Annotated in this window: 12 protein-coding genes; 7 read left to right on the top strand and 5 right to left on the bottom strand. The window is 72.7% G+C overall.

Translation table 11 applies throughout. The annotated features are described in order from the left end of the window. Positions 1-279: vitamin K epoxide reductase family protein (locus IE226_RS17550; RefSeq protein ID WP_308429480.1), on the bottom strand; the 279-nt coding region annotated here is incomplete at its 3' end. A gap of 135 nt (positions 280-414) precedes the next feature. On the opposite strand from IE226_RS17550, the gene IE226_RS17545 reads away from it, so the two are divergent. Beyond that, on the top strand, positions 415-645 hold the full coding sequence (locus IE226_RS17545; protein ID WP_190082167.1) for a hypothetical protein: 231 nt from the start codon (positions 415-417) through the stop codon (positions 643-645). 105 nt (positions 646-750) lie between these two features. Here the strand turns inward: IE226_RS17545 and IE226_RS17540 are convergent, their stop codons facing one another. The 4 genes from IE226_RS17540 to IE226_RS17525 form a co-directional block, all read right to left on the bottom strand. After that, on the bottom strand, positions 751-1,254 hold the full coding sequence (locus IE226_RS17540; protein WP_190082166.1) for a DUF5949 family protein: 504 nt from the start codon (positions 1,252-1,254) through the stop codon (positions 751-753). 266 nt (positions 1,255-1,520) lie between these two features. Next, the gene (locus IE226_RS17535; RefSeq protein ID WP_190082165.1) at positions 1,521-1,802 is read right to left on the bottom strand and encodes a hypothetical protein; all 282 of its coding nucleotides are present in this window, start codon (positions 1,800-1,802) and stop codon (positions 1,521-1,523) included. A gap of 291 nt (positions 1,803-2,093) precedes the next feature. After that, positions 2,094-2,681 carry a hypothetical protein gene (locus tag IE226_RS17530; RefSeq protein ID WP_190082164.1) on the bottom strand — a complete coding sequence of 196 codons (588 nt, stop codon included), beginning with the start codon at positions 2,679-2,681 and terminating at the stop codon, positions 2,094-2,096. 212 nt (positions 2,682-2,893) lie between these two features. Then, a complete protein-coding gene (locus IE226_RS17525; protein ID WP_190082163.1) occupies positions 2,894-3,133 on the bottom strand; it encodes a chaplin in 240 nt (79 codons plus the stop codon). Between the two features lie 384 nt (positions 3,134-3,517). Between IE226_RS17525 and IE226_RS17520 the strand changes: the two genes are divergently transcribed. The 6 genes from IE226_RS17520 (at position 3,518) to IE226_RS17495 (ending at position 11,251) form a co-directional block, all read left to right on the top strand. Continuing rightward, on the top strand, positions 3,518-4,708 hold the full coding sequence (locus IE226_RS17520) for a glycosyltransferase family 4 protein (protein WP_190082162.1): 1,191 nt from the start codon (positions 3,518-3,520) through the stop codon (positions 4,706-4,708). After that, positions 4,705-6,189: a sugar transferase gene (locus tag IE226_RS17515; protein ID WP_190082161.1), complete on the top strand. Its 1,485-nt coding sequence runs from the start codon at positions 4,705-4,707 to the stop codon at positions 6,187-6,189. The genes IE226_RS17520 and IE226_RS17515 overlap by 4 nt, the downstream gene beginning before the upstream one ends. A 104-nt stretch (positions 6,190-6,293) precedes the next feature. Further along, the gene (locus tag IE226_RS17510; RefSeq protein ID WP_190082204.1) at positions 6,294-7,583 is read left to right on the top strand and encodes an O-antigen ligase family protein; all 1,290 of its coding nucleotides are present in this window, start codon (positions 6,294-6,296) and stop codon (positions 7,581-7,583) included. Continuing rightward, the gene (gene murJ, locus IE226_RS17505; protein WP_190082160.1) at positions 7,580-9,274 is read left to right on the top strand and encodes a murein biosynthesis integral membrane protein MurJ; all 1,695 of its coding nucleotides are present in this window, start codon (positions 7,580-7,582) and stop codon (positions 9,272-9,274) included. Before IE226_RS17510 ends, murJ begins: the two co-directional genes overlap by 4 nt. Continuing rightward, positions 9,264-10,061, top strand: a complete 798-nt coding sequence (locus tag IE226_RS17500) for a polysaccharide deacetylase family protein (protein ID WP_373306975.1) — start codon at positions 9,264-9,266, stop codon at positions 10,059-10,061. The genes murJ and IE226_RS17500 overlap by 11 nt, the downstream gene beginning before the upstream one ends. After that, positions 10,058-11,251: a glycosyltransferase gene (locus IE226_RS17495; RefSeq protein ID WP_190082159.1), complete on the top strand. Its 1,194-nt coding sequence runs from the start codon at positions 10,058-10,060 to the stop codon at positions 11,249-11,251. The genes IE226_RS17500 and IE226_RS17495 overlap by 4 nt, the downstream gene beginning before the upstream one ends. Position 11,252: the final 1 nt, after the last annotated feature.

The raw sequence follows: 11,252 nt of genomic DNA, 5'->3' as shown, positions 1-11,252 counted from the left end.
CTGCTCGCTCTGCATGATGTTGCCGCACGAGACGACCGGATTGAGGCTGCAGCCCGGCGTGAAATCCGGGTCCTCGAGGAGCTTGAACTTGTCCAGCGTGATGACCCACGCCGCGAGCAGACCAGCCGCACCCGTGATCACCAGGAGCAGCGCGAACGCACGGCTCCCGCCGACACCTTGCGGGGCGTCCGTGCCGCCGCCGGACGCCGGGGCCACGCGGCCCGAAGGCGCCTCGGGTTTGCGGGCCTCGGGCAGAAGCGTCTTGGTGTTGGTGTGCATCGCTGCGGTCCTCACCGGGTGTCACGGGCGGCGGGCCCGACACCCTTTTGCAGTAGTCGTGCATCTCTCGGCAGGACAGGGTCTGGGGGGCTGATTAGCGTCGGTCGCGTCCCCGATGGATCGAGGAGATCCCCCATGAAAGTCACACTCAGTCGTGTCGCAGCGGCGGCCATACTCACCCTGGCCGTGTCGGCTCCGCTGGCAACCACCGCTCAGGCGGCGGAAGTAAGCACTCAGCGGGCGGCGGCCTCCGACCCGTGCCGTTACGGCGGCTGCTGGGACGGTCACCACCACGGTCACCACCACGGCCATGGTCACGGCCACGACGACCACCACCTGCTGGACTTGGACGCCACCCTGCTCTGAAGCGGTGCGCCGGACCCACGCTGGATCACTGCGTCACGCGTACTCGGGCCCGCCGGTCCGTCCCGACCGGCGGGCCCCAGTCGTCCGTGGGCCCTGTGGCGACTCCTAGCCGCGCAGGCTCTTCGCGGTGAGCATGCAGTGCGCGGAGTTGGCCATGGTCTCCTCGGATCCCACGAAGGCCGCCAGGGCCTCCTCGGTGAGGGGGACCCCGGGCTTGGCCTCGGGCCAGGGGCGCGTGGTGAACATGAAGTAGGCGTGCCCCCGCTCGGCCACCGCGGCGAGCCACTCCGGCGGCGGGGTGCACTTGGCGTTGAGGTGCGGCATGTTCAGTACGGCCTGGCCTGCCTCGACGAGGAGGGTGACGGGCAGGCCGGGGTTGCGGGAACTCTCGACGACGGGACCGCCGAGGGGAAGTCCGGTGTTCCGCAGCAGGAGCTCGATGGCTTCGGTCGCGGACTCGGGGCCGTCTTCTCCGTCACCCAGCGAATAGGCGAGCAGGAAAGGCATGTCCGCTTCGTCATCGGGGTGTTCACCGCTCCAGGCGACCACGGTGAGGGTGCCCATATCGGCGGCTCGGAAAGTGCGGTTGTCGCTCGATGTCGAGGTCATCCCGAAACCGTATCGATGCGTTACGACGGCATGAGCCGGTCTGTCACTTGACTGGGTGAGTTCCGGCGAGCGATCACACGATCGGGGCACGCGCCGGTCGAATTCCGGGACGCCTCACTCGAACTGCGTTGCCTGCGTGCGGCCTTGAGGACGTGCTCCGAAAACACCCGAGGGCCGATTCCGCAGAACGCGTCTGCGTAATCGGCCCTCGATGCCGTGTGCCGTGTGCACGTGGCAGTACTCCTGCGGGGTAAGAGAAGAAAGTTCTACTGCGAGACGGGAAGTCCGCCGAGCAGCTTGCCGGCGCCGCCGCCCGCGTGCAGGTCCTTCGCGACGTTGGAAACGGCGTTGACGACCGAGTCCTTGTTCTTGGTGTCGAGGGCGTTCGTGGCCAGCGGCGCCGCGTCGAGGTTGGCCGTCTGGCCGGCGATCGTGTCCAGTGCACCGTTCAGGCTGGTGGGCGTGAGGTCGGAGGCAAAGGCGGGTGCGGCGGCACCAGCGATGACCATGGACCCGGCGACGACGGCGGCAGCCTTCAGGGGCTTCATCGTGTTCCTTTCTTCGGCGACGGACGGTCGCCTGGGGGGTTTTCACTTCGCCATGGGTAACGAGCGCTCTGTACGCCGGAAACTCTGTGCGGAGGAAATTCCCGGAACCCACCCGAACGAAGGCGGTGTCTCATTCTCGTATGAGATGGACGCGGCTTCTCGTATGAAACGGCCGGTGCTGCGGATGTGCGAAACCCGCCGGGCCGGTCCCGGTGGACCGGCGCGACGGGTCCCGCCCGTAACTCGGGATCGGGCTCGGGATCGGGCCCGGCTTCGGGTTCGGCTTCGGGTTCAGGTCAGCGCGGGCGTCTGCTGCGCCGGGCTCCCGGCCGCCGGCTGGGCGGCCGGGGCCGCGCCGCCGAGCAGCCCGGTGACGACGCCGAGGAGGCTGCCGAGCACGGGCTTCACCGCGCCGAGCAGCGAGTCCTGCTCGCCGCCTCCTTCGGCTGACTTCAGAAGGTCGTCGACCGAGGTCTGCAGCCCCTCCACGTCGTTGTCCGGGTCCTCGAGCGTCTTGGCCTCGGGGGCCGCCGGGGTCTTCGGGGCGGTCGAGTTCGCGGGCATCTGGGTCGCGGCCTCGGCGATGGCGTCCTTCGCGGGGTCGGCGAGCTTCATGGCGTCTTCGGCGGGCAGCTCCCCCTTCTCGACCTTCAGTACAGCGGAGAGCAGGTCGGTGACGGGGGCGAGCACCCCGGATTCGCCGATGGAGTTGACCTGGGCCAGCAGTTCGTCCGCTCCGGGGTCCGGCGCGCGGGTCGCCTCCCCGGTGTCGCCGCGCGAAGTGTCGCTCTCGGCTGCGACGACGGGACCGGCCGTCCCGATGAGGAGCGAGACACAGAGGACGGATGTCGCGATACGCCGTACGGGCAGGGCGCGCATGAGTGTTCCCTTCGGTAATACGTCGGATCTTGTGTTCACCGTGAAAGCGGGCGACACCGACCGCAACCGAGCGACTGCCATTCGGGCGCACGACGGCGTTCAGGGGTGCGCGCGGGAACGCACGACGGCGTTCAGGGGTACGCGCGGGAACGCACGACGGCCGTCCTCCCCCCGGGGAGAACGGCCGTCGCGGGATGCGTGCTGCCGGAGCGTCAGGCGTTGACGCAGGTGTTGCCGAACGCCGGGTTCAGCAGACCGATGACGTTGACGGTGTTGCCGCAGGCGTTGACCGGGATGTGGATCGGGACCTGGACGGCGTTGCCCGAGATGACGCCGGGGGAGTTGGTGGCGGCCCCCTGGGCACCGGCGTCGGCGGTGGCGATGCCGGCGCTGCCGGCCATGGCGGCCACGGCAACGGTGGAGAGGGCGAGTGCCTTCGCGGTACGCGACATGGAGAGTTGCTCCTTGGTCAGTTGATGCATCTACAGGGCGGTGTGCCCGGCCCATGGATCAACGGAGTTCGCCCACAAGGGTTGTGGGCCCATACGGGTGATCTGCTGGCGCGGGGTTTACCCGATGGCCCCACGGCCGTGCTCCCGGAGGGCGTCGGGCGTTACGCACTTCACGTTTCCGACACACTTGTCAGCCTTCCTGGAAAAATACAGAAAGCGGCTAGTGTTGCTTACCTCTTGAAGACATTTGAAAGAACAAGTGCGAGGAAGTTACGAGCTGAGTGTGACTGTCGCATTTCAATTCTCCCTCCTGGTGCGGAACCTTTCCTGAAAGGGCAACGCCGGCCATGCGTCATTCCCCGGGCCCTGAGCAAGGCGCCGTCCATGCAACTGTCATCAACTGACCGTCCGCCGAGCGTCCTCCACGTCGCCCAGCCCGTCGACGGCGGAGTGGCCCGGGTGGTCACCGACCTGGTGAAGTCCCAGCTGGCCGCCGGGATGCGCGTCGACGTGGCATGTCCGGACCGCGGCAGCCTGCCGGACGCCGTGCGCGGCACGGGCCTCGGCATCCGTCCGTGGGCGGCGACCCGTTCGCCCGGGCCGGGGCTGCCTGACGAGGTGCGGCGCCTGGCCCGTATCGTCGCCGGGCTGCGGCCCGACATCGTGCACGCGCACAGCGCCAAGGCCGGGCTCGCCGCCCGGCTGGCCCTGCGCGGCAGGGTCCCCACGGTGTTCCAGCCGCACGCGTGGTCCTTCGAGGCCGTCGGCGGCGTGACCGCGGGGCTCGCCCTGCGCTGGGAGCGCTTCGGGGCGCGCTGGGCCACCCACGTGGTCTGCGTCAGCGAGGCCGAGCGGCGCACCGGGCAGCGGGCCGGCATCGACGCGCGCTGGTCCGTGATCCCCAACGGGGTGGACGTCGGGCGCTTCCGGCCCGGGGACGTACGGGACGCGCAGGACGCGCAGGACACGCAGGCCATGCGGACCGCGCGGACCGCCCTCGGGCTGCCCGCGCAGGCACCTCTGGTGGTGTGCGTCGGGCGGCTGTGCCGGCAGAAGGGGCAGGACGTCCTGCTGCGGGCCTGGGCCGAGGTCGCCGCGCGGATGCCGCTCGCCCGTCTCGTACTCGTCGGCGACGGGCCCGACGCCGCCGGGCTCCGCGAGCGGGCGCCCGACTCCGTGCTGTTCGCCGGTGACGTCCGGGACGCCACGCCCTGGTACCGGGCCGCCGATCTCGTGGTCCTGCCGTCCCGCTGGGAGGGCATGGCGCTCGTACCCCTGGAGGCGATGGCGTGCGCGCGTCCGGTGGTCGTCACCGATGTGGACGGCGCGCGGGAGAGCCTGCCGCCGGAGCTCGTGCCGCACGGCCTCGTGCCCGCCGAGGACCCGCGCGCACTGGCGCGGGCCGTCACCGGCCTCCTCGGCGATCCGCCGCTGAGCCGGGCCCTCGGCCGAGCGGCGCACCGCCACGTTCTGAACACCCACGATGTGCGGCACACCGCGGACGCAGTCGCGGCCGTGTACCGCGAGCTACTGGGCGTGGGGCCCATCAAGTGCAGGGAGTCCAGCAACCCGTGAGTGCGGAACGAACCGTCGCCACCCCTGCCGCGCAGCCGCGGGCGACCGACCATGCCAGGGCCGCCGCCTCGGTCATCCCTCCACGCAGGGCCGGGCGAGGGCGCAGAACGAGCCTCGGCCGGGGGGCTTCGGTACGCCGCTCACCGGCGGCCCTCCCCCTGTTCGCCGTCGACTGCGGCGCCGCCCTGCTCGGCACCGTGCTGCTCACCGACGCGCAGCGCCACCCCCTCCTGATGGTCCTGCTGCTCGCCGGCGTGAGCGTCCTGAACGTGCGCGCCGGCCTCTACCGCCCGATCGCCGTGCCCTGCGCCCTCGACGAACTCCCCTCGCTCGCCTGGCAGGCCATGCTCGGCTGGTGCGCCGTCGGGCTCCTGGCCGCGAGCCTCTCCGCCCTGACCCCGCTCTCCCTGTCCACCGTATGCGCGGCGGCGGCGCTCCAGAGCGTCCTCTGCTGCACGGGCCGCGGCGCCCTGTACCGGTGGGCGCGCAGGGCGACGCTGCGGCAGCCGCGCCCCGCCCTGGTCGTCGGCCCCGGCGACGTCGCGCGGCGCGTGGCGGAGGCCGTCCTGCGCCATCCGCAGGCCGGGGTGCGGCCCGTCGGCATCGTGGGGGACGCGCCCGCCGAGCGCGCGGAGACGGACGGGGCCGAACTGCCCGTGCTCTCCACCGTCGAGGAACTGCGCCGCGCGGTCATCCAGAACTCCGTGCGCACCGTCCTGGTCGTCGGGCCCACGCCGGAGCCGGAGCAGATCGGGTGGCTGCGGACGCTGAGCGGCTCGGGCCTCGACGTATGGGCGATCGACGCGACGCGACCGCCGGGCTACGACGTGCCGGGGCGCCAGGCCAGGTCCGGGCACCTCGCCGGGTTCCCCTGCCGCCAGCTCGTGCCCGCGCGGCGCAGGCACTTCAGCGTCAGCAAGCGCGCCCTGGACCTCGTGGCCTCGGGGGTCCTGCTGCTGCTCATCAGCCCCGTGCTCCTCGCGTGCGCGGCCGTCCTGCGGGTCACCGAGGGTCCGGGGACGATCTTCCGGCAGGAGCGCATCGGCAGGGACGGCAGGCCGTTCACGCTGCTGAAGTTCCGCACGCACCGTCCCGCGGACCCGCACGAGTCGGCGACCCGGTGGACCGTCGCGGGCGAGCAGCGCATGAGCCGGTTCTGCCAGTTCCTGCGGCGTACGTCGCTCGACGAGCTTCCCCAGCTGTGGAACGTCTTCCGCGGCGACATGAGCCTGGTCGGCCCGCGCCCCGAACGCCCGTACTTCGTGGGCCAGTTCAGCCAGAAGTACGACGGATACGGGGAGCGCCACCGGATGCCGACCGGCATCACCGGGCTCGCCCAGATCCAGGGGCTGCGGGGCGACACGTCGATCGAGGACCGGTGCCGGTTCGACAACGCCTACATCGACAGCTGGTCGATCTGGCAGGACCTCTGCATCCTGCTGCGCACCGCCGCGTCGCTCGTACGTCCGACGGGGAGCTGACGCCGGTGAACGGTGCCCCGACCCCGATCACGCTCGTTCCGCCCGGCTCCCCGGCCGCCGCACTGGCGTCGGCGCTCCGCGGCGCCGGACCCGTACTGCCGCTCATGGCTCTGGTGGCCCTGCTCGCGCTGCCCGCGCCGCCGGGCGAGAACGGTTCCGCGGGCGGCACGGCCGCGGACGCGGTATCCGCCCTGGTGGTGCTCTGGTGCGTGGTCCGCGCCGTGCGCGGGGCACACCGGCCGCTGACGCGGACCGCCGCCGTCGTGCTCGGGCTGCCGGTCATCGGTATCGCGGTCGCGGCGGTCGGCGCGAGCACCGCGTCCGCAGGGGTCACCGGCCTGGTGCGCTATCTGCAGATCTTCGTCCTCGTACCGGCGGCGGTCCTGCTCCTTGTCCGCGACCGCCGCGACTTCCGCCTGGTGGCCTGGTCCCTCGTCGGCCTCGCCCTCTTCCAGGGCGCGCTCGGCGTCCATCAGTACGTCACCGGGACCGGCGCCAGCTACATGGGCTCGGACGTCCGGGCCGTCGGAACCTTCGGCCCCACGGACGTCATGGGGATGGCGACCGTGGTGTCGTACGGAGTGGTGTGCGCGCTCGCGCTGGCGCTCGGCCCGGCTTCCGCGAGGCAGCGTCAGGCGGCTGTGGTGTGCGCGCTGCTTCTGGTCGTCCCGCTCGCGCTCTCCTTCAGCCGGGGCGCGTGGATCGCGACCGTCGTGGCCTGCGGCGCGCAGCTGGGGCTCGCGGGGGTGCGGCGCGCGCTGCGGGCGCTTGCGGCCGTGACCGCCGCCGCCGTGGTCCTCGTGGGCGGCTTCGGGATCGGCACGCAGCTGCTCCAGGACCGGATCAGCAGCATCACGCAGGTGACCGACGCCCCCGACCAGTCGGTCACCGACCGGTACACCATGTGGGCCGCCGCCGTGGACATGTGGAAGGACGAGCCGGTCTCGGGCGTGGGACTCAAGGCCTTCCCCGACCACCGCGACAGCCACGCCTCGCTGGCCCTCTCGTCGGCCAGTGACACCGCGGGCGCGGGCGTGGGGTTCAGCCGCCAGCCGCTGCTCTCCCCGCACAACATGTATCTGCTCGTCCTCGGTGAGCAGGGGCTGCTCGGCCTGTGCACGCTGGTGGGCAGCTGGGCGGCGTTCCTGCTGCTCGGGCTGCGGCGCCTCGCGCGGGTGCGCGGGCGCTCCGGCGCCGACTGCGCGCTCGTCGCGTGCGGGCTGATGCTGTGGCAGCTCGTGGACTTCTCGTACGCCGACATCGGCGGGCCTTCGACGGTACTGACGGCAGTGGCTCTCGGACTCGTGGCCTGGTGGTCGCTGTCGGGCAGGGCTCTTGCCGCGCCGGTACCGGTGCCGACGCCGGTGCCGGGGCCCGGGGAGGTTTCGCGATGACGGCTACTGCTCATGCGGCGGGGGCTGGTGTGGTGGGGCAGGCGGGCGGGCCCGTTGCCGCCGGGGCCGTCAGGAGTTCCGATCCCTCCAACGGGTTTCTCGCCAAGGCCGCTCTCGTCACCGCGCTCCTCACGGTGGCCGGATCGGTGCTCGGGCTCGTGCGTGACCAGGCGCTCGCCCGCTTCTTCGGTGCGGGCTCCGAGACCGATGCCTTCCTCGTCGCGTGGACCGTGCCCGAGCTCGCCACCACGCTGCTCATCGAGGACGGCCTCGCGTTCGCTCTCGTCCCCGCCTTCAGCATGGCCCTCGCCCGCCGCGCGGAGGGCGCGGGCCGCGACCCGGTCCGCGCCCTGGTGGCCGCCTCGCTGCCGCGCCTGATGCTCGGCACCGCGGCCCTCGCGCTGATCCTGATGGCCGGGGCGCCGGTGGTGGTCGACGCCCTCGCGCCGGGCCTGCCCGACCCGCGGCTCGCCGTCGACTGCACGCTGCTGACCGCCACCTGCGTCTTCACGTTCGGCCTCGCGGGGTACTGCAGCGCCGCGCTCCGCGCCCACCGCCGGTTCGTGGCGCCCGCCGCCATCTACGTCTTCTACAACATCGGCATCATCACCGCGGTGTTCGTCCTCGCCCCCCGCTACGGCGTCCGGGCGGCGGCCATGGGCGTCGCCGTCGGCGGCGTACTCATGGTGCTGGTCCAGGCTCCCTCGCTCTGGCGGCAGCTCACCCGGGACACGGCGGCCGACGTGCCGCGAGACGCGGAGAAGGGTGGCTCCGGCCCGGCCCCGGCGCTGATGAGCAGCGCCCTCATCGCCACCGTGCTGCTCTTCGCGCTGTGCCGGCAGTCGCAGGTGCTCATCGAACGCTTCCTGGCGTCCTCGCTGCCCTCCGGCGCCATCTCGCACCTCAACTACGCACAGAAGGTCGCGCAGGTGCCGATGGTCCTCTCCCTGATGCTGTGCACGGTCACGCTCCCCGTCGTCGCGCGGGCCCTGGCCGAAGGGGACGTCAAGCGGGCCAGGTCACGCGTCGAGCGGGACCTCGGCCTGGCCGGCTGCATGGTCCTCCTCGGCACCGCCGTGGTGATCGCCTGCGCGCCCCAGCTCGTCCAACTCCTTTTCCAGCGCGGTGCGTTCACGGCACGGGACACCGAAGCCACCGCGGCCGTGATGCGCGTGTACGCCCTCGGGCTCCTGGGCCACACGCTGGTGGGCGCGCTCGTCCGCTCCTACTTCTCCGCCGGGCGCCCCACCTGGTTCCCGCCGGCCGCGATGGCGGCCGGAATCGCCGCGACCGCCGGGATCGGCAGCTGGACGGTGGACCTGTGGGGCGTGCGCGGCATCGCCCTCGCCAACGCGGCCGGGATCAGCGTCACGGCCTGCGTACTGCTGCGCGGGATGGGCCCGCGCAACGTGCCGATCCGGGTCCGCGAGGTGGTGGGCGAGCTCGCCAAGCCGGTGGCCGCGGCGGCGTGCGCCACCGCGGCGGGCTGGGCCCTCGCGGGCCTCGTCGGCTCGCCGCTCGTCGCCCTCGCCGTCGGTTCTCCGGCCGTCGTGGTCGTCTTCGGCTTCGTGCTCTGGGTCCTGAAGGCGCAGTCCTTCGAGCCCGTCCGCCGCACCGTCATGCCCAAAGTCGGCTCCGCCGTCACTACCGCCGTCTCATCCGCCACACGAAAGCGCACGCATGTCCGTTGACACAGCACTCGGCGAGACCTCCCGTTCACGGCACACGCGGCGCACGCGGCGGCCATGGCTGCCACAGGCGCCGATGTGGGTGGCGATGTACCACTCCGTGGGCGACTGCGCGGACGACCCGTACAAGATCACCGTCACGCCCGAACGCCTCGCGGCCCAGCTGCGCTTCCTGCGCCGGCAAGGTCTGCGAGGCGTCAGCATGTCCCGGCTCCTGGCGGCGCGCGCCCGCGGCGAGGGGCACGGTCTGGTCGGCCTGACCTTCGACGACGGGTACGCCGACTTCGTCGACCACGCCCTGCCGCTCCTGCACCGCTACGACTTCGACGCCACCGTCTTCGTGCTGCCCGGCCGCCTCGCGGGCGACAACGCGTGGGACCCGCTGGGCCCGCGCAAACCGCTGCTCTCCGCGGAGGGCATCCGCCACGCCGCCGCCGAGGGGATGGAGGTCGCCTCGCACGGCCTGACGCACGTCGACCTCACCCGGGCGGACGACCGGCTCCTGTGGCAGGAGACCAGCGGCAGCCGGGTCGCGCTCTCCGACCTCATCGGCCGCGAGGTCGAGGGGTTCTGCTATCCGTACGGCACCGTGGACCAGCGCGTGGTCGACACCGTACGAGCGGCCGGCTACCGCTACGCGTGCGCGATCTCCCCCGGCCCGCTGACCGGCGTCCACGCCCTGCCCCGCGTCCACGTCGGGCAGCGGGACACCGCCCTGCGGCTCCGCCTCAAGCTGCGGCTGAACCGGCTGCGCCGCCGCGCGGTCCGCGAACCGGCGGTGGACGAATGAGAGCCCTGCACATCATCACCGGCCTCGGGGTCGGCGGAGCCGAGCAGCAACTGCGGCTTCTCCTTCGGCACTTGCCCGCCGTCTGCGACGTCGTGACCCTCACCAACCCCGGCCCGGTCGCCGAAGGGCTGACGGCGGACGGAGTGCGCGTCATCCACCTCGGCATGTCCGGCAACCGCGACGCGGGCGCCCTGCCCCGCCTCGCGAAGGTCATCCGAGCCGGGCGGTACGACCTCGTGCACACCCATCTGTTCCGGGCCTGCCTCTACGGGCGCATCGCCGCCCGCATGGCAGGGACGCGCGCCGTCGTGGCCACCGAACACTCCCTCGGCGACACACAGATGGAGGGACGGCCGCTGACCCCGGGCGTCCGCGCGCTGTACCTGACCGGGGAGCGCCTCGGCCGGGCCACGGTCGCGGTGTCCCCGTCCGTCGCCGAGCGGCTCAGCCGGTGGGGAGTGCCCCGGCAGCGTATTCACGTCGTACCGAACGGCATCGACGTGGAGCGCTTCCGCTTCGACCTGCGGGCCCGGATCAGCGCCCGGCGCCGGCTTGGGCTGCCGGACGGGGCATTCGTCGTGGGGGGAGTCGGCAGGCTCGCCCCCGGCAAACGCTTCGACGTCCTGCTGCACGCGCTGGCCGCGCTGCCCGGTGACGTACGCCTGCTGCTGGTCGGCGGCGGGCCCGAGGAGGCCGGGCTGCGCTCGACGGCCGCGCGACTCGGCGTGGCGGACCGGGTGGTCTTCGCCGGGGAGCAGCCGTATCCGGGGGCCGATCCGGGCTCCGATCCGGGGCCCCGTCCGGGGGAGCGGGCCCAGCCCTCCGAGGGCGGGAGCGGCCTTCCGGCGCTCCTCGCCGCCATGGACGTCCTCGCGTCGCCGTCGCCCGAGGAAGCCTTCGGGCTCGCGGTGGTGGAAGGACTCGCCGCCGGTCTGCCGGTCCTCTATGTCCGGTGCCCCGCCGTCGAGGATCTCCCGCCGGACGCGACCGGCGGCGCCGAGCGCGTCACGGGCGACCCGGATTCCTTCGTGCGGGCGCTGCTGCGGGTCCGGGCCGCGGGGGTACGACCGCGGCCCGCCCACGAGGCCGCGCACCGCTACAGCATCACCCGCAGCGCGGCACAGCTGATGCACGTGTACGAGGCGGCAGCCTTCGGCCCGGCCCCGCCTTCGGCCCGACCCCGAGAGTGAG

Source organism: Streptomyces longisporoflavus, from assembly GCF_014649775.1.
Classification (GTDB): Bacteria; Actinomycetota; Actinomycetes; order Streptomycetales; family Streptomycetaceae; genus Streptomyces; species Streptomyces longisporoflavus.
The sequence above is the reverse complement of the archived record's forward strand: the minus strand, read 5'-3'. Positions and strand labels throughout refer to the sequence as shown.

Coding starts and splice junctions, on each gene's coding strand:
- IE226_RS17540 (WP_190082166.1), bottom strand. CDS start 1,254: ATGACCTCGACATCGAGCGACAACCGCACTTTCCGAGCCGCCGATATG.
- IE226_RS17500 (WP_373306975.1), top strand. CDS start 9,264: ATGTCCGTTGACACAGCACTCGGCGAGACCTCCCGTTCACGGCACACG.
- IE226_RS17530 (WP_190082164.1), bottom strand. CDS start 2,681: ATGCGCGCCCTGCCCGTACGGCGTATCGCGACATCCGTCCTCTGTGTC.
- IE226_RS17495 (WP_190082159.1), top strand. CDS start 10,058: ATGAGAGCCCTGCACATCATCACCGGCCTCGGGGTCGGCGGAGCCGAG.
- IE226_RS17510 (WP_190082204.1), top strand. CDS start 6,294: ATGGCTCTGGTGGCCCTGCTCGCGCTGCCCGCGCCGCCGGGCGAGAAC.
- IE226_RS17535 (WP_190082165.1), bottom strand. CDS start 1,802: ATGAAGCCCCTGAAGGCTGCCGCCGTCGTCGCCGGGTCCATGGTCATC.
- IE226_RS17545 (WP_190082167.1), top strand. CDS start 415: ATGAAAGTCACACTCAGTCGTGTCGCAGCGGCGGCCATACTCACCCTG.
- murJ (WP_190082160.1), top strand. CDS start 7,580: ATGACGGCTACTGCTCATGCGGCGGGGGCTGGTGTGGTGGGGCAGGCG.
- IE226_RS17525 (WP_190082163.1), bottom strand. CDS start 3,133: ATGTCGCGTACCGCGAAGGCACTCGCCCTCTCCACCGTTGCCGTGGCC.
- IE226_RS17520 (WP_190082162.1), top strand. CDS start 3,518: ATGCAACTGTCATCAACTGACCGTCCGCCGAGCGTCCTCCACGTCGCC.